Here is a 24,689-nt window from a genome sequence, read left to right on the forward strand (position 1 = left end):
GACCAGATCCGGCCGCAGGGGTGCCGGCGCAGCGATCTCGAGGTATGCGACCAGCTTCCGGAGAAACGCCACATTGTCCATCCCGAAATCAGCCGTGATAACCCCGGCAGAGACACTGCTATGGCGCACCACCGCAATCCGAAGGCCACCATCCGCCTCAGCGCTGTCAACTCCGTCGCTTCCGCTGCCATCGCCGCCCTGGTGGTCCCGCGCACCGGTTGCCACACAACGGGTCCGGACCCTTGGGCTGACGCAAAGTCGGTTGCCCGCTGCCGGCGGTACCGCCGGCGACAGTCACCGGGCCGATGACCATCCGGCGGCAGACACAGTGCATCGACACGGCGCTGGCATCGGGCAACGCTCCGCCCTCCGGGACAACCGGGACCCACGGCGTGGACTCCGCGTGAGCAGTTCGCTGGCCCGAGCGGTCGAGGATCGTGAAGGTCGGATCCTCGCTGCCGGCCGAGGTCCGGGGTGAGCGGGCGGCGTGGAATGCGTTGGCGACGATGCCGAAGCAGGGCACCGCTGCACTGATGCCGATGGCGATCCGGTCCAGAATCGAGTGCACATCGGCGGATGCGGCAACGGTCAGGCGGCACCGCTGCGCCGACAGATCGGTGACGGTGCGGTGCAATGCGGCGACGCCTGGGCAGCCGAGAAGAGGAACATCTAACAGGTCGACGACGACATTGTGACCGGTCAGCACCGATTCGCCGAGACAGGCCGGACTGCACCGGCACGGTGCCGGCGTCCACGTTCCCGGCCATCCTGATCGCGACCGGGCCGCCGGGGGTCTCGTCGATCTCGATCCGGGACTCGGTGGCTCCGGCGGCGGTGGTGTTCCATCGGCAGGTGTCCGCTAACCAGGCCTGCACCTGTTCCGGAAAGTCGACAACGGCACGGAAATAGGTCATGAGGTTCCTCCGGGGTGGGACCGGCCCGAAAGACCCCAAAAAGAAAAAGGCCGAGAATCGTAGCCGGTGACGGACACTGTCTGCCGGGCTGTGAACTCAACCTCTGCTCCACGGTAACGCGCATCTCCCAGGAAGCAAACCCACCGCCACGCACACCGTCGGCTTCACGGGATGATCCCACTCCCTCGAAGCCGCACACGCTAACCCCGCCAGAAGAGCCGATCGGGTCACCGGGAGTCTCGGCTGAACCCGGGGTGCAACACCCCTTCGGTAGGCAACTCTCGTGGGGCGCACCGTCTGCGTGAGGAACCAGGTGAGAGCCCTCACTCCAGCCCAAATCTGCTCCAGGAGAAGGTCTCGCCTGGCACCGGAGGGTGTAGTTGTTACCCGGCCGGCTCCCGCGCGTCACCGGACGCTTCCCTCCCTGCCGAAGACCAGCGATTCCGGTGCCCGGGATCTCAGCCGCGCCATGGCCGAATTTGCCCGCAGTCTCTCCGGCCCACGCTCCCTCGACGAACGGCTGCGCGATGTCACCGACGAGGTTGTCGAGCTGATGCCGCCGAAGATGTGCGCGGGCATTCTGCTCGTCTCCGGCAAGAGGTTCGAGACCGTCGCGCCCACCTCCCCACTACTTCCAAGAATTCGACCATGCACAGCATCAACTCGGACAGGGACCGTGTGTGTGGCGGCGGCGCTCAACAATCTCGTGGTGCGAAGCGACGATCTTCGTTCGGAATCGCATTGGCCGCAGTTCGCGGCGGCCGCAGTCGATGTGGGGATTCTCAGTTCGATGTCCTTTCAGCTGTATACCGCCGACGGAAGATGGGGCACTCAACCTATTTGCTTTCTCTGCGCACTCTTTCGGCTCCGAAGAGGAAGCCGCGGGCGAAGTTCTCGCCACCCACGCCGCGTGAGTGCGATCGCTCAGCAGGTGATCGACCGACGATAAGAATCGGTCACTCTCCCGGAAGGGCCAGGTTCGACCGCGCGACATACCGGTCGGTGAGGAACGTGCCGCCGATCCATCAAGGGTCAGTACACCTAGCGCCCACGGTTTGCACAATCGATGCTGTCGGGGCCGGATCGAGGCACCCGGCCTCGATCCGGGCACCGCGTGGCCCCAATTTGAGAGGCCGGACGGCACCGACGCGGCCGCGAACTTGGGCTCGATAAACCCACCACGGCCGAGGGACGCCCCTCCCCTCGCCGAAGCATGACCCCCATTCGAAACGGCCGTCCCTCCACCCCGCCGACGACCCCTCCTCGTCGGTAACCACCGAGTAGCGGGGGTACAACTAAGAGGAGGAGGACGAAACACCGCCATCAGTTCTGGCACTCGGAGTGACCGAGTGCTAAATTGCTTTCGCACAGTGATGGAGGCTTCGCCGAGGTGGCGGACCACTTAACTGATCATGGGAGGTGTGTTGCTGTGCTGCGTTTCGATCCCTTCACCGACATCGACTCGATGACCCAGTCGTTGCTGGGCGCTCATACCGGATCGTCGCGTCGTCCGCGGTTCATGCCGATGGACCTGTACAAAGTCGACGACCACTACGTCCTGCACGCCGATCTGCCCGGTATGGACCCCGGCTCGATCGACATCGATGTCGATGCCGGGGTATTGACCCTGACCGCCCATCGAAGCCAGCCAGACGATGGTGTGCAGTGGTTGACATCGGAGCGATTCAGCGGCCGGTACCGGCGCCAGGTGTCGCTCGGAGAGAACATCGACGTCGACCGCATTTCGGCCAGTTACGACAACGGTGTTCTCAGCGTGATTCTGCCGGTCACCGAACGAGCGAAGCCGCGGCGCATCGAGATCACCCGCGGCGGCTCACCCGTGGCGTGCGGTGACCGCACCCCCATCGAAGCCTGACCCGCGCACCACGCACGCCGGTTCGGTTCAGCGGTGCACCGCCACCGCTGGACCGGACCTGGTGCAGGACAAACGTATCCGATCCCCACTACATACACTCTGAGGACCTGAAAGATGACGGCCACCACGACCGGGTTCCGACACGATCCCCACAAATCCGTGCCACGCTCATCCTGGCCCAGGCCGCCCCGTCTTCTCGGTGAATACTGCACCGACCTCTCGTTCATGCTGGGCTCGCTGTCGATCGTGATGTTCTGGATGTTCGGGTTCGGCATCCTGCTCGGTGCCGGCGCCATCGCGGCCGGAATCGCCGCCTACCGGCACCCCGCCGTCGAAGGGAACGAGCCCAAGGGACTGGAAGCGCTCCTCGGCATCCTCACCGGGGCTTTCGGAATCGCCGCCGGCCTCGTCTTCCTCGCCGCGGCTCTTCCCAACCTCTGACGTACCTGCCCGCCCCGGAGGTCGACACCCAGTGAGGCCCTGCGCTCCTGGTCGGTGGGTAAGAGTAAGCACGCGCGGTGTGTTGACCGGATTGGTAGCACCCCTCGGTGGCTGTCGCGGCTTTGAGGGGGTACCTCGCGTCCAGTCCGTGAACGCGCCGGCCCGAATTCCTTTCTGCACGTCGCGCCGAGCCGAGACTCCGCGAGTCGTCGTCGACACAAGCTCGTGGAGTCGCAGTCCGCACCCCGCGCTCGCTCATCGTCGGGTGTCGCGGCAGTGGTTCTCCCGAATTGACACTCGCGTGTAGGGCGATTGCGATCCGGGGATTACGCCTACTCTTCGTGGGGTATTTCGGTACCCAGGTCGTCGTGTCCGAACGCGACGACGACCAGGCTCCCCGGTTCAGCCCGTAGCCGGCGGCGCCGCCGAGAATTACCGGCGCCGGTTCATCTGTCGAAGGCGAGCGGTGCACCACTCGCGGGAATTACAGGTCCGGAAGAGTCGGCAACGAGTTCTACTCGAAGCACGAGATGGAGGCCAGATGATCAATGTGATGTTGTTGGTGGTGATTGTGCTCGCGGCGGCAATGGCGAGTGTCTCTGGGCCTCACCGCATCGGCCGGGGTGCGGTGCGCGACGAATGAGTAGGTGTGACGAGCGTGCGGAACGGATCTCTGTGGCTGCGCGCGATCGGCAACTCACCATTGCCACAGCGGAATCCTTGACTGGCGGGGAAATTTCCGCCGTTCTCGGTGCCGCGCCGTCGTCGTCAGAGTGGTATCGAGGCAGCATCGTGGCCTATGCCAGCTCGGTGAAACATGGATTACTGCAGGTTCCCGACGGCCCGGTTGTCAGCGAACCCAGTGCCCGCGCGATGGTGACATCAGTAGCCGAGTTGCTCGGCGCGGATCTCGCGGTGGCGGTCACCGGTGCCGGCGGGCCCCAATCTCAGGACGGACAACCACCGGGCACAGTGTGGTTCGGGGTCTTCGCCGACGGTTCCGCTCGCACCGAGCTGCGGCACTTCGATGGAGATCCCGGCGACGTGGTGGAGGCGACTACCGCCCATGCCCTGTTCCTGCTCGAGGACGCACTGCGCTGATAGATGCAGGCGCCCATGTGGTTTCGGTCCGGATGCCCTCTGCGTAAGACCGGATCCAGCTCCGCCGAGGCGCGGGCCTGGGATGCCGCATCGAGGCACCCGACATCCTTGCACCTGGCGATTCTGCATTCAGAATCCGTGAATTCGTCGCCGTGGACCCCGGCCGGAGCGTTCGTCTTGGTTGGGACGGAAGATCCTTACCACCGTCCGACGCGCGACCACCAATGCGCGGCACCAGCCGACCTGCATCGCAATCAGCGCGGCGAGCGGATCGATGTCCTACCGATGTCGGCTTTCAGCAATCCGCGCCTGCGCAAGCGCGGTCATCACCCGCTCGGTCATCTCCGGCCATGGAGGACGCCGCAAAACCGCGATCGTACCGATTACGGCCGCCGCGAAACCCGTGCAGACCCCGATCAACGCGTGCCAGCTCGCATCGACGGCGGGCGTCCAGGTAACACCCTCCGCACCGACTGTGTAGATGCCAACCGGGCGCTCAGCCCGATGACCCCAGCCTGTCCGCGACACAGTAATGATCACCATGCCGTTATTCGCCTCGTACGGCTCGCCGAAGATCAGCAATCGGACCCTCCTCGTCGGGGACCGTCAGTCTACTGCGCGAACCACGGCGATTCCCCCGATCCGTGATTCCCGCCGTCGACCGTGACGGCGTACTCGCACGGGCATTCGCCGCATTTCAGAGCCAGTCGTTCATCAAAACCAATCGTCAACCACCAGCGCCGACCAGAACCATCGAGGGCACGAGATATGAAGTCGCCCAATGGCCCTGACCCCTAAGTGGATCACTCCTCCTCGCGGACCAGCGCCTTCCGGGCGCGCGGCCCGTACCATCGACACCGCCGCGGTAGCCACCACCGCGGCCTTCGCCGGCGGCGCCCTGCTCAGCCAAACCGTGATCGTCCCGATCTGGCTGCCATGGAACCAGCGGAATTCCTGCACCACTTCGCGGTCTACGGCCCTGTCACCGGGGCGGCGGTGTTCCCCTTCGACCTCGCCTCGACAGTGATGGTGGCCATCACCACTTACTCCGCCGTCGTGAGTCATCGACCCGGGCGCCGCGCCTGGACTCTGCCGACCGTAGGCATGGTCGGGACCCTGCTGGTCCTCCCGATCTACTTCGTGGACGCGAACCTCGCCATGCTCGACCCTGCTTTCCCACCCGAGGCGGTGCACACAACCCTGACCGACTGGTATCGCTGGAATTGGGTACGCGCGGGTCTGGGCCCAGCCTCGGCCGCCTCAGCATGCATCGCGCTCATCGTCGGCCGCGGCGAGAGCGGCTCCGTACCCGAGACCATCACGCCGAAGTGAGGCGAAAGGACTGGGCTTCCCGGGCAGCATCGAATACCTGTCCGGTGACGAAGCACGTCAACGCCGTACTGCCGTCGGCCCCGGGGTGCAGGTCGCCGCCCACACCTCGATCGTCCGACACATCAACCGGGAATCCCTGCTCCAAGGTCTGCTCGAGAAGGTCACCGAGATGGGCGTCACCGCCCTCCAGCACACTGCCGTGGAGACCGTCACTCCCGCAGGCGCGAAGTGGTCGATACAAACGCCGGATCACTCCTTGGACAACGACCACGCGGTCATCGCGCTCGGTGCCGCGACAAACGCGCTTCTCAACCCCCTGGGCATCCAGTTGCCGATCATCGGAGTACTGAGCCCGTACCGGTTTGCGACCGGCCACGCCCGACAGCCTGCCGTCCATCGGCCCGGTTCCCGGTCACCGCGGCCTCTACATCGCCGCCGGTCACGGCATGGTGGGTGTCACCTCACCCTGAAGCCTGCCACAACTGAGGGGATCGCCGAATTGATCACCAGCATCCGGGAATCGGTGCTTCCTTTCCAGTGGGCAGGACGCATCTGATGACAGAATCAGGTGCACCACGGTTAGTTGCGGACCCTGATCCCGCCCGGGGACGCACGGACGATCGTAGGGATCGCGAGGGAGGACATATTCGAATGCGACGCGTCGTGCGGGCCTTCTGGGGGCCGCGGCCGGAGCCGGTCGAAACGCTGGCAGGACAGTGGCGGCAGACGTTGGAGCACGTCACGGAACTGCTGCCGGCGGCGGCGCCACCGGCGCGAGGCGAGTGGCGGCAGGTTCACGCGTCGGGACCGGACACCGCCTGTGCGCCGGACGAGTTGACAGCAGCACTCCTGGACGCTCAGGGCGCGGAAGCGTGGTCGGACCTGACGGGGACCGGATTGCGACTGATGCACGCGGGTGCGGACGGGTGGGCAGTGGAACTGTCCGGCGTGGCGGGTGGTGCCCCGCAGTTTCTCCTGCAGTCGCTGGTGATGACGGTCGATGCGCCCGACGGCGCCGTCGTCCCCGAATCCGAACTGCTCGCAACGCTTGCGTCGGTGTGGGAACCGGATTTCGGTGACGTGAGCGACGACGACATTCTCGATGCCCTCGAAGACGACGCCGGCTTCACCGTCGGCGATCCGGTCGTCGGCCGGTTCGGCTATCTGTCCGCGGCCCGCGCAGTCCTGGTGCCCGACGGCCCGGAGGCGGTCCGTCAGGACACGCTGAGCAGCGGCCGGCTTCTGCACATTGCAGCACCGGGCGACGTCGACACGGTTGTTCGCGTATACGGCCGGCTACGGGACGCCGGCGCGCTCGATCCCCTGCGACGTCCGCTCGATCGGCCGAGACTGTGAGGTGCTGCGTCGCGAGCGCTGTGCACAACGCGCCCGGACACCGCAACTACCAGTCCCCGCCCCGGTTCGGACGAGACCCCAAGAAATTCTTCGGCGGCGTGTCGAGAAATCCTGACTGGCTCCGTCTCCACAATGAACGCGACCACAATGAGCCGCACCATCACCGAGGAGAACCACAATGGCCAAGTATCTTCTGCTCAAGCACTACCGCGGCGCCCCTGCTGCGGTCAACGACGTGCCGATGGACCAGTGGACGCCGGAAGAGATCTCGACCCACGTCCAGTACATGCAAGACTTCGCAGACCGACTCGAAGGCACCGGCGAGTTCGTCGACGGTCAAGCGCTCGCCCCCGACGGGGTGTTCGTCCGCTACGACGGCGAGGGTCGCCCACCGGTCACCGACGGCCCCTTTGCCGAGACCAAGGACCTCATCGCCGGCTGGATGATGATCGACGTCGACAGCTACGACCGCGCCATCGAGCTGGCAGGTGAGCTCTCCGCCGCTCCGGGGGCGGGAGGGAAACCGATCCATGAGTGGCTCGAAGTGCGCCCGTTCCTCACTGCGCCGCCCACCCTCACTGACTGACCTCGAGATCCTCCTCCGGCCCGTACCCCGAAGGTGCTCGCGGATCCTCGGCCCCCGCGGACTCCACCTCGTGGCGACCGAGACGGAACCGCACCCCACAGTTCTCATAATCGTCGAGCCTCGTGGAGGCAGAAAGGTGTGGCTCGCTACGCGAGTCCAGGTGCCCGATGACGGACAAGACCGACTTCAAGAAAACCCTCACTTCCTACCAGGCCCCACGAGGCGAGTTCCGGATCGTCGATGTGCCCGACATGCAGTACCTCATGATCGACGGTCACGGCGACCCCAACACCTCACCGGCATTCAGCGACGCCGTCGAAGCGCTCTACCCCCTCGCGTACAAATTGAAGTTCGCCAGTAAGCGTGAGCTCGGCCGCGACTATGTCGTTCCTCCGCTGGAGGGCTTGTGGTGGGCAGACGACATGGACTCCTTCACAACGGTGCGGGACAAGTCGCGATGGGACTGGACGATGATGATCATGACCCCGAACTGGGTCGACCAGGCCATGTTCACCACCGCGGTCGAACAGGCCGGCGCCAAGAACCGCCCGATACGTCTGGACGACGTCCGACTCGAGGCGCTGAGCGAAGGGCGGTGCGTGCAGACACTGCACGCCGGCTCTTTCGACGACGAAGCAGGCGTGCTCGCACAACTGCACGACGAGTTCATCCCCGGCAACAGACTATGTGTGTCCGGCAAGCACCACGAGATCTACCTCAACGACTTCCGCAGGATCACGCCCGAGAAGCAACGCACGATCCTCAGGCAACCAATCACCACCGGTGCCGCCTCCGGCACCTGACAATCATGGCGACCCGTGCGCTGGGGCCAGGTAGCAGCATGTGTGGCGGGAACGTCGGCGTCGACAGCTTCGAGTGCATGCTCAGCTCGGTCAGTGCAGCAACCCCGAAGCGAGCAACCCCCTCCGCAACGCCTCGTACTCGCCGTCGTCGAGGGCAAGTAGCGGGGACCGCACAGTTCTGTTCTGCAGCACTCCGAGCAACTGCAGTGCCCCCTTGACCGTCGTCGCGCCGTAATTGGGGACACCCATGACCGCATGCAACGCCGGCTGCAGGCGGGCATTGATCTCCCGTGCGGTTTCGACATCCCCCGACAAGAAGGCGTCAATCATCGTGCGGATCTCGTCACCTGCCACGTGACCGAGAACAGAGACAACCCCGCACGCCCCATACGCCAGGAAACCCAGAGTGAGGCTGTCGTCTCCCGAGTAGACCGCATAGCCCAATTCGCGCAACATGATCGCCTGAGTGGGATCTCCGGCGGCATCCTTCACCGCCACCACGGACGGCCAATCAGCCATCGTCTCGAACGTCGACGGCGCCAGCTTGGTACCGGCCCGGCCGGGAATGTCGTAGACCATGATTGGGGCATCGACTGCCTCCACGACGTACCGAAAGTGCTGCAGTACACCCCCCTGGCTCGGTTTGTTGTAATACGGCGTCACGAGCAGCAACCCGTCAGCTCCGAGCATGACAGCCTGCCTCGCCAATTCGAGTGTGTGCCGCGTGTCATTCGTTCCCACCCCGGCAACGATCTTCGCGCGGTCGCCCACCGCATCCTTGACCACTCGCAAGATCCGACCGTCCTCGGCGGTGGTAGTCGTGGCCGCCTCACCGGTCGTCCCCGAGACGACAAGCCCGTCGTGCCCATGATCGACCAGATGTACGGCGATCCGAGCAGTCGCCTCCTCATCGATCTCGCCATCCACGGTGAACGCCGTAGCCATCGCTGTGAGAACGCGCCCGAACGGAGCCACCGGCGCTGACGAATCGGTCATCGCCCTAGTGTATGCGCGACGAACCGGCGACAACCCTGACCAGACATCCCCCGGTCACTCGCCGGGAGAGGTTCGGCTTTCGAGCAGCTCAGCAAGCTCGGCTATGGTGATCTCGACGGTACCGAACAGGGGATCACCATCCATGGCGGCACGGGCGACCGCCCGGCCGAGACGTTCTGTGAGGTCGGCATGCAGCTGATCGGTCATAACTCATCAGTCTCCAGGAAAACCCGCGCCTGTGTGGCCCCATTCCTGCCTCCCGCGGGCCGTCCCGATTCCAGCACCATCGGGTATCTCCGAATTATACAGAGCCAATGAGACATTGACGCCGCCAGCACGTCTATCGCGGCTGCGCAGACCGACGGCGGTCAGTCGACTACACCGGAGTCCACCATTTCGATGAGACCGCCAAAACAATGCCCATCGGTCGGTTTCTGCTGCAAAAGTCGCCACGGGCGAAGGCACGCTGGCAGACCCGTACTCGGCGCCCCTGACGAAGGTCCCTCGATCAACCACCTGTGGCCGCACTCCGTGAAGCGAGATCGCCCATCGCACGGTTGAGGTCCGCACACGCCGGGTACCCACCGGTCATGACCACCGAGCACCTGCCGCGCCATTGTTCTCCGCGGACGGAGGATTACCCCACCCTTCGAGTAGTCGCGGCCCGCGAAGCCCAGCTGATGCGGACGCTGGGTCGGGCAGTGAACATCCTCTCGGCCGCTGACGTGCCGTTCGCGGTCGGCGGGGACTGCGCCGTCTACGCCCGCGGCGGACCGCCAGCCGAGCACCAGGTGACCATCATCGCCTCGGACGAACACCTGACCGAGGCACGGACCGCGTTGGCTGCGGGTGGGATGCGGTCCATCGCTTCCTCCCGCCTCGGGTCACGGCAGGTCGTCGGCGGTGATCTCCGGGTCACCCTGCTGTATCCGGCCGGTACCACTGGGACCGGGGAGGGACTCCTCGCACGGGCCGAGACGATGCGGATCGGGCAGATCTGGGCGCCTGTCCTCAGCGGAACCGATCTGATGATCGACAAACTCCGTCGTCTCGGTTCCCATCGGTGTGATTTCGTGCCGATGCTGCCGGTCGCCCGCGCTTTGCGCGAGCAGGTCGACTGGCCCACCGTGGCGGGGGCCACTGCCGACCTCCCCTGTGCCCGAGCATTTTTGGGGCTGCTCGACGACCTGGCGGTCACAGGGGCGCTGGAGGGGCGGCCCTGACCCACAAGGGCCAGGACCCTGCCCCGCACCAGTGTTCGACCCGTGCACAGTTCACGAACCGGCGGTTCAGTGGTTCGGGCTCACTGTTGCGCGGCCGCCAGCGTGGTGTTCAAAGTCTTGCTCGGCCTCATCACGGCGTCGGCCTTCTCGCTGTCCGGCTGGTAGTAGCCGCCGATGTCGACCGGCGAGCCCTGAACCTCGATGAGCTCCCGCACGATGGTCTCCTCGTTTTCGGTCAACGCCTCGGCAAGCGTGGCGAAACGTTCCGCCAATTCCTTGTCCTCGGTCTGCGCGGCGAGTTCCTGTGCCCAGTACAACGCGAGGTAGAACTGGCTGCCCCGGTTGTCGAGCTCGCCGGTCTTGCGCGACGGGTTCTTGTTCTCGTCCAGCAGCTTGCCGGTCGCCGCGTCGAGCGTCTTGGCCAGGATCTTGGCGTGCTCGTTGCCGGTCTTGATGCCGAGATCTTCCAGGCTGACGGCCAATGCCAGGAACTCACCGAGTGAATCCCATCGCAGGTGATTCTCCTCCACCAGCTGCTTGACGTGCTTGGGCGCCGACCCACCGGCGCCCGTCTCGTACATGCCACCGCCGGCCATCAGCGGCACGATCGACAGCATCTTGGCGCTGGTGCCGAGTTCCAGGATCGGGAACAGGTCGGTGAGGTAGTCGCGCAGGATGTTGCCGGTCGCGGCGATGGTGTCCATGCCGCGGATCAGCCGCTCCAGCGTGTAACGCATCGAGCGCACCTGCGACATGATCTGGATGTCGAGGCCCTCGGTGTCATGATCCTGCAGGTACAGCTCAACCTTCTTGATCAGCTCGTTCTCGTGCGGGCGGTACGGGTCCAGCCAGAACAGCACCGGCATGCCGGAGTTGCGTGCCCGGGTGACCGCGAGCTTGACCCAGTCGCGGATCGGCGCGTCCTTGACGGTGCACATGCGCCAGATGTCACCAGCCTCGACGTGCTGGGTGAGCAGCACCTCACCGGTCTCGACATCCACGAAGTTGGCGTCGCCGTCCTCCGGAATCTCGAAGGTCTTGTCGTGCGAGCCGTACTCCTCGGCCTTCTGCGCCATGAGCCCGACGTTGGGGACAGTGCCCATGGTCGTCGGGTCGAACGCGCCGTTGGTCTTACAGAAGTTGATGATCTCCTGATAGATGCGCGCGAAAGTGGATTCCGGCATCACCGCTTTGGCGTCCTTGAGTCGCCCGTCGGCGCCATACATCATGCCGCCCGAGCGGATCATCGCGGGCATCGAGGCGTCCACTATGACGTCGCTGGGCGAATGAAAGTTCGAGATGCCGCGGGCGGAGTCGACCATGGCCAACTCGGGACGGTGCTCATGGCAGTCGTGCAGGTCCTGAATAATCTCCTCGCGCTGTGTGCTCGGCAGTGTCTCGATCTTGTCGTAGAGGTCGACGAGGCCGTTGTTGACGTTGACGCCCAGTTCGTCGAACAGCTTCTGATGCTTGGCGAAGGCGTCCTTGTAGAAGGTCTTCACCGCGTGGCCGAAGACGATGGGGTGCGAGACCTTCATCATCGTCGCCTTGACGTGGAGGGAGAACATCACGCCCGTCTTGCGCGCATCCTCCATCTGCTCCTCGTAGAAGTCGAGCAAGGCCTTCTTGCTCATGAACATGCTGTCCATGATGTCGCCCTCGCCCAGGGTCAGCCCCTCCTTGAGGACGATCGTCTCGCCGCCGTCGGTCACCAACTCCATCCGGACCGTGCGCTGCCGGTCCAGTGTCATCGACTTCTCGCCGTGGTAGAAGTCGCCGTGCCGCATGTGCGCGACGTGGCTGCGCGAGGCCATCGACCACTCACCCATGCTGTGCGGGTGCTTGCGGACGTACTCCTTCACCGCCCGGGGTGCGCGACGGTCGGAGTTGCCCTCACGCAGGACCGGGTTGACCGCACTGCCGAGGATCCTGCCGTAGCGCTGCCGGATATCGCGTTCCTCGTCGGTCTTGGGGGCTTCCGGAAAGTCCGGAATCCGGTAGCCCTTGCCCTGCAGTTCCTTGATGGCGGCCAGGAGCTGCGGCACAGACGCGCTGATGTTCGGCAGCTTGATGATGTTGGTCTCGGGCAGTTGCGTCAGCCGACCCAGCTCGGCCAAGTTGTCCGGGACGCGCTGCTCTTCGGTGAGGCGGTCGGGGAACTCGGCCAGGATCCGCGCCGGTACCGAAATGTCGCTGGACTCGACCTCGATGCCCGCGGCACCGGCGAAGGTGCGCACGATCGGCAGGAACGCGTAGGTGGCGAGTAACGGCGCCTCGTCGGTCAGCGTGTAGATGATGGTTGGATGCTTATCGGCGCTCATGGTTGTTCTCCCGCGTCAGTTCGTTCCGAGGTCGATAGGCTCCTCGTGAGGCTATCGGTCTCGCGTCGAGTCCAGGTTAGGTGCGACATCATCAGAGCATATTCAAGCGCACGATTTTGATTCACTTCGACCACTTTGGTTCACCATGCGAACACTCCGCGGTTCACGTGCGCATCGGTAGCGTTCACCGGGACCAGGCTGCGCCCCTCGCCGTCCAGTTTCCGTCCACCATCGGCCTCGCCGAAGCTTCGCCACCATGCACTCCACCGAGGCCTGGCGGGCGCTACCGCGGGCGACGGATCAGGCGATCCGTGCGTCGGAGAGATCACCAGTCCGCGATCACCGGAACCACGCGCTCGCCCAAGATCTCGAGGGGCGTGATCGACGCGACTTGCGGCACCCATCCGTGAACGTGAGTGACTCCCAGCTTCGACAAGTCCTCGAGTTGACCCAGAAGGCTGTCCACGTTCTGTCCACCCGCACCCGGGTCGAGTGGGAACATCACGGTCTTCTCGATGGCGTCGTAGTCGGTTCCGAGAGCGTCGCAGTGGCTCTTCAACACCTCCAGCTTGTGCTCGACCTCGGGTCCGCCGAACAGGTTGCAGGCCTGCGCGTACTGCGCGACCAGCCGAAGCGTCTTCTTCTCACCCCCACCGCCGATCAGAATGGGCGGGTGTGGGCGCCGGAGCGACTGCGGCACGTTCATCGTGCGGCCGAGCTGGTAGTGCGTCCCCTCGAACGGTCCGTCGTTCTCGCTCCACATCTGCAGGCAGATCTGCAGAGTTTCCTCCAACCGTTCGAAGCGTTCGGCCGTGGGCGGGAAGTGGAGCCCGAGTCCCACACTCTCGTCCTCGTTCCAGGCGGCGCCGATTCCCAGGTATGCACGACCCCTGGACAGGACGTCGAGCGTGGTCACGGCCTTGGCAAGAAGGCCTGGCTCGCGGTAGACAGTCGCGGTGACCCAGGCCAGCAAGTCCACCTTCTTCGTGACGGCAGCGAGATAACCGAGAGTGGTGTAGGCCTCGAGCATCTCGGTGTCGATCGGTCCCACCGGTTCGATCTGCCAGAGATGATCCATGACGCTGATCTTGGCGAAACCCACGTCCTCGGCGGTGACGGCGATGCGAGACAAGTCGTGCGCGAGGGTCGACGGGCCGTCCGGAAAGGTGAAGTCGGCGATGTGCAGTCCAAGTTCCATAGCTCCACGTTCGGCTTGTCGCCGACGACTACCCAGGGATCGTCAGTACCACCTTGGCCTCCCGACAGCCTGATCGATGGTCTCGGTGTCGAGTCCGAGTAGGGTTGCGATTCCAGTGACTGCGGACGGTCCGAGGTGTGCGACGTGGTCGATCCTGTACTCGCGCAGCCAGTTGCACGAATGAGGGCAATCTGGATCTCCCATCCAGTGGCCAGCCCGTGAATCAGATCCCGGCCGACGCGTCCTGGGTGCCGCGCGACGGCGAGGAAAGTCGAGGTCGAGGATCTCCTGCTCGGTAGCATCCCCCTGAATGGCGCTCACCTGCAGGCGAATTCGATGAGCGTTCCGCCGAGAGTTCAGCATGTTTGCGCTTGCGGTCGACTTCGATCCGGACGACGACGTCCGAGAACGTGCCCGCATCGGGTGCTCGCGGACAAGGGTGACCCGTCGAGAGGAACCGGATGTGGCCACGACGCTCCCCGAGCGTGACGACCAGATCGCTCACCCCCGCAGGAATCCACAGCCGGCCGATCGAGTTCGGCCACGAGCAAAAGGAGCGCTACAAGGCTCACGGCGAGTGATGGACCTGGCCCCGGCAGTCGACGTGAACGGTTTGAACGCCCCGAGCGAGCCGGTCGCGGTGCACGTGGCGGCGGTGCGGGTCTTGCCCCGGTGGATGGTGGGGCGGGAAGGGGATCTGGCCGAAGCCGAATGCGATTGCCTGGGAGGTCGAACCCCGTCAGCTGGCGGGATCGTAATGGAACGCGCGCACCTCCTGCGCACACCGGCAGGCAACCGCGATCTTCGCAGCCCATTCCAGTGCCGACTCGCGGGAGGGTAACTCCAATATCGTGTAGCCGCCTTCGAGCTGCTTCGTCTGCGGGTACGTGCCCTCCGTCACCGTGCCATCTCCATCGACCAGGACAGGCGGAACGCTCTCGTCGATTCCACCGCCGAATACCCAGACGCCGGCGTCCTTCGCCTCCTCCACCACCGCATGCGACGCATCCGACGCTGCCTGCAGATCCTCGTCGGGAAAATCCATGGCACCACTCGGGAACGAGATCAGGTACTTCGTCATCGCGCCGACTCCTTCTTCGCACGTCAGGGATCGGACCCATCCTCGCCGACACGGGCCGGCGCGCACAAGACTCGCCCGCCCACCCCGACGGGCGGAACAGGCCGTCTCCACGACCGCGCTCACCGCGCCCGAGCGCCGGTTGCTTTCTGCGTGTCCAGGGTGTCAGTGTGTCAGCAGACGTTCGCGTCGGCCGGCCCATACACCCCGTACACCGCCGAAGCCTGTGATTCAATCTCGTCATGCGCAAGTCATCGCTGCTAGTCGCGTTGATCGCGTCCGGGACAGTTGTCGGAGCCATGCCCGCGGGGGCGGCACCCACGCAGCCGTCCTGGTCGGGCGAGTACTCGGTGAAGCGTTTCGCCGCGACGAAGGACGGTACGAGTTTGGCCGCGCGGCAGTGGGAGCCCGACTTCGCCGATACGTACAGATTCGAGACGAGTTGCACGGACGACGCCTGCGTAGCAACCGTGATCGATGGGCCAACGCCAGCCAACCCGACACTGCCGCAACCGCCGCAGTACACCTGGGACGGGACCAGCTGGGTCCACACCTACGACTGGGAGTGGGACTGCTACCAAGGCGAGGGTGTGCCGAAGGTGTGGGCACCGGCGCACTCGGTTGCGTACTACACACCGCAATCCGACGGGGCGCTGACCGGTTCCTGGCGTACCGATATCGACAGTGGTCCGTGCGAGGGCTCGGTGAGCATGGAGGTCGCGGCCTACCCCGTCGAGCCGCCTCCCGGACCATTCGGCAGCAGTTGACAGGCGCAATGTCCTCCGTGACGATCGCGCCGCCTATCTCACCCTTTCAGGTCGAACCATGTGGTCGGCCTGCAGCGGCGTCAGGAGCCGTTGATCACCAAGTCCAGGAGCCAGACCAGCCACGGTATGCCACCCTCAATTGGCAACTCCCACGACGCCCCGGCGTTGTACCCGCTCCGCGCCGTGCTCGTCGAGCAGCCGCACGCCACCCCCACCCTCGACCTCGATATGCAGGCGCTAGGAATACGGATTTCGCGCGCACCCTCGGTGCACTCACGCTCATGCAACTACGGAGCGCAGACTGATCAGGAATCGAGAAGCGCCTACCCAAGGGCCGCATTAACGTCACTGGCATGAACATCGAATCCCTCACCCTCGAAACCCCCGACCCCACCACGGTGAAGGCCTTCTACGCCGCACTCGGCATAGATGAACGCATCAGTGCCCGCGACACGGACGCACCGACCACCGGCTTCCGCGGTTACACCCTCTCGCTCGTCGTGTCCCAGCCGAACATCGTCGACGCCTACGTCGGGGCTGCCCTCGAAAATGGCGGCACTACAATCAAACCGGTCAAGAAGAGCTTGTGGGGGTACGGCGGTGTCGTGCAGGGCCCCGACGGAGCGCTCTGGAAAGTCGCGACTTCGTCGAAGAAGAACACCGGGCCGGCCACGCGGCACATCGAGGACCTCGTCCTGTTGCTCGGCGTCGAAGACGTCAAGGTCAGCAAGCAGTTCTACCTCGACCACGGGCTGGAAGTGACACGAAGCTTCGGTCGCAAGTACGTCGAGTTCGCCACCGGCCCGAACGTCAAGCTCGCGCTCTACGGGCGCCGTGCCCTCGCGAAGGACGCCGGCGTCTCCCCCGACGGCACGGGCGCCCACCGGATCGTCATCAGCGGCGACGCCGAACCCTTCACCGACCCCGACGGCTTCACATGGCAGACAGTGTGATCGGGGACCCCTCACCGCCACCGCGGCAGGGTATCGACACCGACCACCCCACTCATCCAGTTGGGCCACCACGGGAAGAACATATGTGACGTGGCTCACATCGCTGCGACGTGACCGGCTGGCAGATCTACCATTTCCTCGCGCCAGTACACACCAAGTACCGGTCGCCGATGCAATCCCCAACGCCCGGGAAGACATTGGCCAGGCATACCACCCAGGCACACCGGCGTGATTCAATCGTCCAATGGAGAGCGCGGCGACGTCCTGTTGCACGTCCCGGCGAGGCCCGGCCGGAGCGGAGAACACTCCGACCGGGCCGCTTCGGCTCACCGGGCGCTTCGCCGCACTACCGGACGATCTCAGGACGCGTATGTCACGGCAGCCGAGAGGTTTCAGATTCCCGTGCGACGCGAGGCTCGGGCTCGATGTCGACAGCTCAGCCGCAGCAGCGAACCAGAAATCGCGCAGTCCCGGGTCCGCGCCGCCCTCACCCGATACAGACCAGGACGCCCACGACCACTACTGCGACAAGCGAGGCGCCGCCGCAGATCAGCCACGCCCGCGTTGCGAGCTGCCGCCACTGATCGCACCGACCCGCCACCTCCGCGACCGCGACCGATCGCCCCAGGTCCGTTTCGAGCGCCTGCGACTCCGAGAGGCGGCGGGCCTTCGCATCCGCCCGTACCGCCACGCCGAACGAGACGGGGACCACCAGCACCGCAATCACGAGTAGGCCAACCATCGCACCCATACCCGTCCCAAGCATTCCAGTTCCTTCCACACCACACGACGCCCGTCACAGGTGCCGTTCACCGATCACCCGAACCCACGGGCTCACCCCCCCCGTCAGCTATATCGCCGAACTGCCGCCTGGTGTTGCACTCCGAATGACCGGCACCAGCGAACGACCACAAGCCACGCGCGCCTACACACCCGGTACGGGGAAGTTCCACATCGCCAGGACAATTACGCCCATGACCAGTCCGGCGCACGCAATGGTGCCAACGACACTGACACGCAACGCATCCAGTAGATCGGACCCCAGTTTCTTGCTGATCCGTGCCATTACACTCTTCCTTCACGTGCCGAGATTCTGGCCGCCGGGTCGATGACGGTGCACCCCACACACTCGTCCGACTTCGACACCTACACAACGGCCGAATCACCTACACCCATACCCGCTTTTGGGTCCCAGACAGGGGTTTAACCACACCTCATTCCCGACCACCGCGCTTCGCGAGAAATTATGTTGTGTTCTTCATCACACCCGGGCGGGATCTACCCGGCCGATGGTCGTCATCGACAATGGCCTGCGAATAGCTCAGCGCCTCGCTCGTTTCCGCAGAACAGCTCCAAGCGACAGCCGAACATGCTGTGGCACAACATGTTCGGCGGTTCATTACGTAGAATTCTCGCCTGATCAATCGAGAATTTCGCCCGATACCGCAGACTCATGCCGATCGGAACTCGGCAGCGCCAACTAAATTCACACATGCGCCGTCAACGACCCCCAAAATTACACCTACTGGTCGGTAATGATGAGGTGAAGAAATTTGCACAATGGCGTGGATCACACTCTCTGGACTTCCATGCCCCGGCTCACGAAGATCACTGATGCGCCGCTCGTTACTACGCGCGGTTTGTCCGTGTAGCGCCCCTGCCAGCTGACACCGATCGCTGGCGGGGGCTGCGCTTGGCTGCGCCACAAGATATCCGGCGTCGCCTCGCTCCCCGACTCCACCATTGCCGGCGCGATTCCTGGCTTACATTCCCAGCTACCGAACGAGTCACCCTCGCCCGCAATCGCGTCCTGCACACTCCTGCCCGGATACAGCCGTGCCTCGCGCCCAACACTCCCGTCCACGTTTGCCCGGTACACCGCCGGGGGATGCTCCGGGGAAGGACGACCCCGTCGTCGAATCACGCGAGAGAGGCAGTCCGATGAACACTGTCACGACCGGCATCGTTGCAGGTGCCGCAGGCACCACGATGCTCGACGCCGTCACATACCTGGACATGGCGATCCGAGGCCGCCCCGCAAGCACCGTTCCGGAGAAGACGGTCGAGTCCGTTGCGACCGCTCTGGGCGTCGCGATACCCGGACGCGGTGACGTGCTCGCGGCCCGGCGGTCGGCGTTCGGGGCGCTCGGCGGGATCGCCGTCGGCACCGGATTCGGCGTGGCCGCCGTCCTCGTCCGCCGGGCCGGCGCCCGCCTGACCCCGGCTGCCGGAACGATCGGGCTCGGTCTCGCCGCGATGGCAGCCACCGACATTCCGATCGCCATGCGCGGCATCAGCGACCCGCGACAGTGGACCGCTCAGGACTGGCTCAGCGACCTCGTGCCGCATCTCGTCTACGGCGCCACCGTCACCACAGTCCTGCGGCAGCAGGACGAGGCGACGGGGCACCGCAGGGAGCCGGGGGCGGAACGGTCGAGCACTGTCCGGTCGGCCGTGATCGGCGTGGCCAGCGGTCTCCGCAGTTCCACCGGCATCGCGGCGGCACTGCTTTCGGGTGCCCCCGGCTCGGCACACTGGTCCCGCCTCGTTGGTGCGACGGCGCTCGTCGGCGGCGAACTGGTCGCCGACAAGAACCCGAACGTACCGTCGCGCCTCTCCCAGCCCGCGCTCACCGGACGACTCATCGCAGGCGGAGGAGGCGCCGCGGCGCTGGCCCGCCGCGACCGCGCCGACACGGCGTCGGCCCTGATCATCGGAACCGTCGGCGCCCTCGCCGGCTCCTACGGCGGCGCGTGGTGGCGGCAGTGGGCCGGCCGGCGGATGCCGGACTGGCAGGCCGCGCTTGCGGAGGATGCCGTGGCGCTCACGATGGCGGCGGCCGCACTCCGACGGCCCGCGCGGTCCTCGTCGGTGAGCGCGTCGAGTTGACGCCGCGCCATCCGCCGCACAGGGCTCGCTTCACGGTCGATCGTCGATATCCCACATCGTCACGTTGGCCCCAGACGATCATTCGTGCGAACGGAACTGACCGGCATTCGGCGCTGAAACCAACAGCTCGACACCGTAATTCCGTTCTCGGGAAAGATCGTTCGTCGATCAGCTGGGCTGGATCGACCGCATCGCATTCCTGACGCTCGACCCCGCCATCGCGGTTGTCCTCCGATTGGGGGACACGTATTCCTCCCCCAGCGGGGCCCGGTTGGCGGACAGACGGCAGAGCTGCGGCGAGTCATTGTTATTCAGACGCCGGAAACACTCCGACGCAAACCCCGGGAGGACAGGACTCCACAACACGGGACGCCATCGCGGCTCACCCGCACGGTCACCAATGCGCTACCCACCCCTTCTTGCCTTCTGCAGAAACCGACCAAAGGACCACCATGGAGAACACCCAGAAGCTTTACATCGACGGCGAGTGGATCGACCCGATCGGGACCGACACGCTCGACGTCGTCAACCCTGCGACAGAAGAGATCGTCGCCACCATCGCGCTGGGCGACGAAAAGGACGTCGATTGCGCCGTCACGGCCGCCCGCAGAGCGTTCGACGGTTACGGGTCGACGACACGCGCCGACCGGATTGCGTTACTGGATCGGATAATCGAGGTCTACGGGCGACGGATGGCCGAGCTGGCAACGACGATCACCCAGGAGATGGGAGCACCTACTTCACTGGCCACGACCGCTCAGGCACCGTCCGGCCTGGTGCATCTCACCGCAGCCGTCGATGCGCTCCGAGCGTTCGAATTCGAGGAGAAGATCGGCACGACGACGGTGGTGCACGAGCCGGTCGGCGTGTGTGCGTTCATCACACCCTGGAACTGGCCCGTCAACCAGATCGCCGCGAAGGTTGCGCCGGCGTTGGCCGCAGGCTGCACGATGGTGTTGAAGCCGTCCGAGATCGCGCCACTCAATGCGATCATCTTCGCGGAGATACTTCACGAAGCAGGAGTCCCTGCGGGAGTTTTCAACCTCGTTCAGGGTGACGGACCTACCGTCGGAGCCGCGCTGTCGATGCACCCCGACATCGACATGGTCTCGTTCACCGGATCGACGCGTGCCGGCGTCGAGGTCGCTCGGAACGCGGCGACAACGGTCAAACGTGTCACACAGGAGCTCGGTGGCAAGTCGGCGAACATTGTGCTGGACGACGCGGACTTCGAAGAGGTCATCACCCGAGACGTTGTAGGCGTGGTGGTCAATTCGGGCCAGTCCTGCAATGCCGCCTCGCGCATTCTGGTTCCGTGGGACCGGATGGACGAAGCGATCGCGATCGCGAAGACCGCCGCCGCGTCGATCGTCGTCGGACAACCCGAGTCCGAGAGAACGACCGTGGGTCCGCTGGTGTCACAGGCACAGTTCGACAAGGTGCAGCGCCTGATCCAGATCGGAATCGATGAGGGCGGCACGCTCGTCGCCGGTGGAGTCGGTCGCCCGGCGGGACTGTCCACCGGCTACTTCGTCCGGCCCACCGTCTTCGCGGACGTGACGAACGATATGACCATCGCGCGAGAGGAGATCTTCGGCCCCGTCACGATGCTGATCGGCTACGAGGACGAGGCCGCCGCAATCCGCATCGCGGACGACACCGCGTATGGGCTGTCCGGGATGGTCTCGTCGAGCGATCCGGAGCGCGCGCGGAATGTCGCCCGGAAGTTGAGGACGGGAATGGTTCATCTCAATGGGGCTCCGCTGGCCTTCGATGCTCCGTTCGGAGGCTACAAGCAGTCAGGCAACGGCCGGGAGTTCGGCAAATTCGGCCTGGTGGAGTACCTCGAGGCCAAGGCGATCTTCGGCGACAACGACGAACCAGATCCGGCCGTGAACAGCACCCGCCAGAGTGCCCGGGAATGAGTAACGCGGAGGCGGCGGGATGTGAACGCGGGTCTTCGGCCCAAAAGCAGGAAGAGACGGGAGACTGATCGTGAATGCGATCATGTGGATGGGCGTGGCCGGAATCGTGGGCACGGCCCTCTCACCGTGGATCACCGAACGGCTGCGCAGCAAGACTGCGCGCCGAGACCAACTCGTGAAACTGCGGCTCGCGATCTACGCCGACCTGTTGCGAGCGACGGCCCGCCTCGCCGCAACCGCAACGACTTCGGCTGCATCACACCCGAATGACGCGGACGAGATCGGCGGCGACGAGTTCGATTCCCTGCTCAGCCAGGCGCGGGTCGTGGCCAGCGATGACGTTTACCGACGACTCAACGAGCTGTCGCAGCTCACTGGGACGTTCAACCGGCACCTCGTGAAGACCGAGCCGCGCCCAGTCTTCCCCCACCGGCAACACCTGCACGATGGCGCAGTGAACGACCCGTTGCGCCTCCAGCATCGAAGAACACTGACCGATATCGCGGGCGGTATCGCGGTGGCTCACGAGAAAGTCCAGGACGCGATCCGGCACGAGATGAATCGGTGACCGTCGATCGGATCCCACGTCGCTGTGTGGTCATCAGGCCGCGAGCTCACGAGGACGAGCGAACACGTCCACCAGCGCACTGTTGCGCCACACCGTGATCTCGATCTGCCGGTCGATCGCATCCTCGACCATCAACCGCTGGACGGCAGTCGTCGTCACGATCGGCTTGCCGTCGAGTTCGACCATGATGTCCCCGCGCCGCAACCCCGCCTCGGCGGCCGGGCTTCCCGGCGAGACACCGGCCACCTGCAAACCAGTCTTCGACCCGATCCGCCCCTGCAGCTTCGGAGGCAGCGGAACCTGCATGCCCGCGATCCCCAACCAGGCCCGACGCACTCGCCCCGCCGATACCAGCGCGGCGATGATCTGCCTCGTCGTCGAGTTGATCGGCACCGCCAGACCCACCCCCATCCCGGCGACAGCGGTATTCACCCCAACCAGCCGGCCCGCACTGTCGGCCAACGCGCCACCGCTGTTCCCCGGATTCAGCGCCGCATCGGTCTGGATCACCTCATCGATCACCCGCCCCGACTCCACCGGCAACGAGCGGCCCAACCCGGACACGATGCCCGCCGTCACACTGCCCGCCAGACCCAGCGGGTTTCCCAACGCGACGACCAACTGCCCCACCCGCAGCGACGCGGCGTCACCCAACTCCACCGGAGCCGGAACATCGCCTCGAGCACGCAGCACAGCCAGATCGGACAACGGATCGCGTCCCACCACATCAGTGCGCACAACCGTCCCGTCGGTGAACGCCGCCTCGGCCCCGCTCGCTCCGGAAACCACGTGCGCACTCGTCAGCAACAGCCGGTCATCGGTGATCACACTCGCACTGCCCGAACCGCTCCCCCGTGATGTCCGCACAACCAGGCTGGCCACACTCGGCAACACCGCATCGGCGACCGAGATCACCGTCCTCGAGTACCCGTCCAATTCATCCAGTTCGCCCATACCCACTACAGCGTCGGCACAACACCACCTATGCCCCTGTTCGCTCCCAGCTGACCACCCGGCGACAGCACGGCGCGAAACTCTCCGCACGCTGCCTCCACGAGCGCTAACATCGCCGATCGTGACAACACTGCGCGACGTGCCCATGACACTTTTGCGAATAAATTACCAATTATTGCGTATCCCTTTGCAATTCGTGGAGCATGTCGCGATCACCCAACTCGACGAACAGGCGCCAGCGCGCCTCGCCTACGAAAAGTTGCTGATTCAGTGCGACCGAGCAGCCGGCTACCTCCTCAACGACGAGAACGCCAACGGCCGCGCAGCAGAGCTGCACCGACATACGACTGCCGTCCGGGTCGGAATCGCCAGTCGACACCGGCGGGTAGATGCCGAAGGCGCGACCCTCCTGGATCTCCAGCGTGCACGGTTCCACCGGCGCCGCCGACCCCACAGAGACACCGACCCGGCGTGACCGTGCGGTACGAGGCCGACCACTCACCGGCAGAGGCTGCGTTCGGCGGCGATCAAGGTGTGGGAGACGTCGGCGACGGGGAGAATCCGCCCGGTGCAGAGCTGGTCGAAGGTGTCGAAGCTCGCTAAAAGCCAGAGCAGGTCTGCGCCCGTCGAGCCGAGCAGGAAGCACCGGTGGCGGCTTCCAGCTCATGCAAGTCGCTGCGCGCGAGATCGATGTTCGAGCATCAGGACGCTGATACTGGCGACCACCAGAATTACCGCCATCGCGAAGAAGATGTCGCGTGGGAGGAAGCCGGCGCCGAGGGCGGACCCGACGATCAACGGGCCTGCGATTCCACCGAGCCGCCCGATCCCGAGGGCCCAGCCGACTCCGGTGGACCGCATCCCGGGTGGATACAGCACAGTTGCCAGGGCGATGACGCTCATTTGGCCACCGGTCACACCCGTTCCCGCAAGGAATGCAGTTCCGACAAGTGCCCAGGTGCTGCCGCCGCCGATGACCCACCCCAGTGCGGCGACAAAGACCGCGCCGCCGAGATAGACAACGCCGAGAGTGCGGAAGGGGTTGGCCTTGTCCATCGCGGGACCGATGATGATTGCTGCCAGAATCCCGCCGATCGTGGTCAACACGGTTGAGGCGATGACAACGCGTGAAGGAGCTCCCAGCGAGCCTACGATCGTCGGAAGCCAGCTTTGAATTGCGTAGAAGGCCGCCAGATTTGCCGCGAATGCAGTCCACAGCAGGAGGGTGCTCAGGAACCACCTGCCGCGTACCAGATCGACAACCATCAGCACCCTCCCGCGATCGGGTTCCTCGACACTCGAGTAGTCGGCCCGGATGACCGCATCGGCGGGCAAGGCGGGGTCGATGCGACGCAGGGTGGCATGTGCACGGGTGAAGTCGCCACGCATCAGCACGGGTGAAGTCGCC

At 65.0% G+C, this 24,689-nt stretch carries 25 protein-coding genes and 2 pseudogenes; 16 read left to right on the plus strand and 11 right to left on the minus strand.

Translation table 11 applies throughout. The features are described 5' to 3' along the window. Positions 1-166 precede the first annotated feature (166 nt). The gene (locus tag FND50_RS21480) at positions 167-706 is read right to left on the minus strand and encodes a hypothetical protein (RefSeq protein WP_144287038.1); all 540 of its coding nucleotides are present in this window, start codon (positions 704-706) and stop codon (positions 167-169) included. Between the two features lie 1,637 nt (positions 707-2,343). On the opposite strand from FND50_RS21480, the gene FND50_RS21490 reads away from it, so the two are divergent. The 3 genes from FND50_RS21490 to FND50_RS21500 all read left to right on the plus strand — a co-directional run bounded on the left by FND50_RS21490 (position 2,344) and on the right by FND50_RS21500 (position 4,332). Continuing rightward, on the plus strand, positions 2,344-2,790 hold the full coding sequence (locus FND50_RS21490) for an Hsp20/alpha crystallin family protein (protein ID WP_005568125.1): 447 nt from the start codon (positions 2,344-2,346) through the stop codon (positions 2,788-2,790). A 114-nt stretch (positions 2,791-2,904) separates the two neighbouring features. Further along, on the plus strand, positions 2,905-3,231 hold the full coding sequence (locus FND50_RS21495; protein WP_144287039.1) for a hypothetical protein: 327 nt from the start codon (positions 2,905-2,907) through the stop codon (positions 3,229-3,231). 639 nt (positions 3,232-3,870) lie between these two features. Further along, positions 3,871-4,332: a CinA family protein gene (locus FND50_RS21500; RefSeq protein ID WP_144287040.1), complete on the plus strand. Its 462-nt coding sequence runs from the start codon at positions 3,871-3,873 to the stop codon at positions 4,330-4,332. A 279-nt stretch (positions 4,333-4,611) separates the two neighbouring features. Here FND50_RS21500 and FND50_RS21505 read toward each other — a convergent pair whose 3' ends face one another. Beyond that, positions 4,612-4,914, minus strand: a complete 303-nt coding sequence (locus FND50_RS21505) for a hypothetical protein (RefSeq protein WP_144287041.1) — start codon at positions 4,912-4,914, stop codon at positions 4,612-4,614. Positions 4,915-5,268: 354 nt separating this feature from the next. Between FND50_RS21505 and FND50_RS21510 the strand changes: the two genes are divergently transcribed. The 6 genes and pseudogenes from FND50_RS21510 (at position 5,269) to FND50_RS21530 (ending at position 8,409) form a co-directional block, all read left to right on the plus strand. After that, entirely contained in the window at positions 5,269-5,664 is a 396-nt protein-coding gene (locus FND50_RS21510; RefSeq protein WP_144287042.1) for a hypothetical protein, read from the plus strand. Positions 5,665-5,701: 37 nt separating this feature from the next. Further along, positions 5,702-5,957 (plus strand): annotated as a pseudogene (locus FND50_RS37025) (hypothetical protein); the annotation flags it as partial. A gap of 69 nt (positions 5,958-6,026) precedes the next feature. After that, a complete protein-coding gene (locus FND50_RS37030; protein WP_186301121.1) occupies positions 6,027-6,134 on the plus strand; it encodes an FAD-binding oxidoreductase in 108 nt (35 codons plus the stop codon). Positions 6,135-6,315: 181 nt separating this feature from the next. After that, positions 6,316-7,020 carry a hypothetical protein gene (locus tag FND50_RS21520; protein WP_144287043.1) on the plus strand — a complete coding sequence of 235 codons (705 nt, stop codon included), beginning with the start codon at positions 6,316-6,318 and terminating at the stop codon, positions 7,018-7,020. 178 nt (positions 7,021-7,198) lie between these two features. After that, the gene (locus FND50_RS21525; RefSeq protein ID WP_005263776.1) at positions 7,199-7,606 is read left to right on the plus strand and encodes a YciI family protein; all 408 of its coding nucleotides are present in this window, start codon (positions 7,199-7,201) and stop codon (positions 7,604-7,606) included. A 167-nt stretch (positions 7,607-7,773) separates the two neighbouring features. Further along, complete coding sequence (locus tag FND50_RS21530; protein WP_144287044.1) at positions 7,774-8,409, plus strand: GyrI-like domain-containing protein; 636 nt, start codon at positions 7,774-7,776, stop codon at positions 8,407-8,409. Between the two features lie 90 nt (positions 8,410-8,499). On the opposite strand, the gene dapA is transcribed toward FND50_RS21530, so the two are convergent. Then, entirely contained in the window at positions 8,500-9,405 is a 906-nt protein-coding gene (gene dapA / locus FND50_RS21535; protein WP_144287045.1) for a 4-hydroxy-tetrahydrodipicolinate synthase, read from the minus strand. Between the two features lie 54 nt (positions 9,406-9,459). After that, complete coding sequence (locus tag FND50_RS36235) at positions 9,460-9,612, minus strand: hypothetical protein (protein ID WP_005568109.1); 153 nt, start codon at positions 9,610-9,612, stop codon at positions 9,460-9,462. 383 nt (positions 9,613-9,995) lie between these two features. Here FND50_RS36235 and FND50_RS21540 point away from each other — a divergent pair, with 383 nt between their 5' ends. After that, positions 9,996-10,628, plus strand: a complete 633-nt coding sequence (locus tag FND50_RS21540; RefSeq protein WP_144287046.1) for a hypothetical protein — start codon at positions 9,996-9,998, stop codon at positions 10,626-10,628. 80 nt (positions 10,629-10,708) lie between these two features. Here the strand turns inward: FND50_RS21540 and FND50_RS21545 are convergent, their stop codons facing one another. The 4 genes and pseudogenes from FND50_RS21545 to FND50_RS21560 form a co-directional block, all read right to left on the minus strand. Beyond that, positions 10,709-12,949, minus strand: a complete 2,241-nt coding sequence (locus FND50_RS21545) for an NADP-dependent isocitrate dehydrogenase (protein ID WP_005263781.1) — start codon at positions 12,947-12,949, stop codon at positions 10,709-10,711. A 325-nt stretch (positions 12,950-13,274) separates the two neighbouring features. Next, positions 13,275-14,147 (minus strand): LLM class F420-dependent oxidoreductase, encoded by an 873-nt coding sequence (locus FND50_RS21550; protein ID WP_144287047.1) that lies wholly within the window; start codon positions 14,145-14,147, stop codon positions 13,275-13,277. A 57-nt stretch (positions 14,148-14,204) separates the two neighbouring features. Further along, positions 14,205-14,413: pseudogene (locus FND50_RS37035) on the minus strand (MmgE/PrpD family protein); the annotation flags it as partial. 473 nt (positions 14,414-14,886) lie between these two features. Continuing rightward, positions 14,887-15,228, minus strand: a complete 342-nt coding sequence (locus tag FND50_RS21560) for a YciI family protein (protein ID WP_007299397.1) — start codon at positions 15,226-15,228, stop codon at positions 14,887-14,889. A gap of 239 nt (positions 15,229-15,467) precedes the next feature. Between FND50_RS21560 and FND50_RS21565 the strand changes: the two genes are divergently transcribed. Together FND50_RS21565 and FND50_RS21570 are read left to right on the plus strand one after the other, a co-directional pair. After that, positions 15,468-15,992 carry a hypothetical protein gene (locus FND50_RS21565; RefSeq protein WP_144287048.1) on the plus strand — a complete coding sequence of 175 codons (525 nt, stop codon included), beginning with the start codon at positions 15,468-15,470 and terminating at the stop codon, positions 15,990-15,992. Between the two features lie 353 nt (positions 15,993-16,345). Continuing rightward, complete coding sequence (locus tag FND50_RS21570) at positions 16,346-16,945, plus strand: glyoxalase (RefSeq protein WP_144287049.1); 600 nt, start codon at positions 16,346-16,348, stop codon at positions 16,943-16,945. Between the two features lie 487 nt (positions 16,946-17,432). Here FND50_RS21570 and FND50_RS21575 read toward each other — a convergent pair whose 3' ends face one another. After that, positions 17,433-17,711, minus strand: coding sequence for a hypothetical protein (locus tag FND50_RS21575; RefSeq protein WP_005263790.1), 279 nt, complete (start codon positions 17,709-17,711; stop codon positions 17,433-17,435). A gap of 1,175 nt (positions 17,712-18,886) precedes the next feature. On the opposite strand from FND50_RS21575, the gene FND50_RS21580 reads away from it, so the two are divergent. The 3 genes from FND50_RS21580 to FND50_RS21590 all read left to right on the plus strand — a co-directional run bounded on the left by FND50_RS21580 (position 18,887) and on the right by FND50_RS21590 (position 22,327). Further along, positions 18,887-19,834, plus strand: coding sequence for a hypothetical protein (locus FND50_RS21580; RefSeq protein WP_144287050.1), 948 nt, complete (start codon positions 18,887-18,889; stop codon positions 19,832-19,834). 452 nt (positions 19,835-20,286) lie between these two features. Next, positions 20,287-21,759, plus strand: a complete 1,473-nt coding sequence (locus FND50_RS21585; protein ID WP_144287051.1) for an aldehyde dehydrogenase family protein — start codon at positions 20,287-20,289, stop codon at positions 21,757-21,759. Positions 21,760-21,829: 70 nt separating this feature from the next. Beyond that, positions 21,830-22,327: a hypothetical protein gene (locus FND50_RS21590; protein ID WP_144287052.1), complete on the plus strand. Its 498-nt coding sequence runs from the start codon at positions 21,830-21,832 to the stop codon at positions 22,325-22,327. Between the two features lie 33 nt (positions 22,328-22,360). Here the strand turns inward: FND50_RS21590 and FND50_RS21595 are convergent, their stop codons facing one another. Next, positions 22,361-23,281, minus strand: a complete 921-nt coding sequence (locus FND50_RS21595) for a S1C family serine protease (protein ID WP_144287053.1) — start codon at positions 23,279-23,281, stop codon at positions 22,361-22,363. Positions 23,282-23,426: 145 nt separating this feature from the next. Here FND50_RS21595 and FND50_RS21600 point away from each other — a divergent pair, with 145 nt between their 5' ends. After that, positions 23,427-23,756, plus strand: a complete 330-nt coding sequence (locus FND50_RS21600) for a hypothetical protein (protein ID WP_144289131.1) — start codon at positions 23,427-23,429, stop codon at positions 23,754-23,756. 188 nt (positions 23,757-23,944) lie between these two features. On the opposite strand, the gene FND50_RS37040 is transcribed toward FND50_RS21600, so the two are convergent. Beyond that, positions 23,945-24,547 (minus strand): MFS transporter, encoded by a 603-nt coding sequence (locus tag FND50_RS37040; RefSeq protein WP_260850606.1) that lies wholly within the window; start codon positions 24,545-24,547, stop codon positions 23,945-23,947. Between the last annotated feature and the right edge of the window lie 142 nt (positions 24,548-24,689).

The organism is Rhodococcus sp. WB9, assembly GCF_007558985.1.
Taxonomy (GTDB): domain Bacteria; phylum Actinomycetota; class Actinomycetes; order Mycobacteriales; family Mycobacteriaceae; genus Rhodococcus_F; species Rhodococcus_F opacus.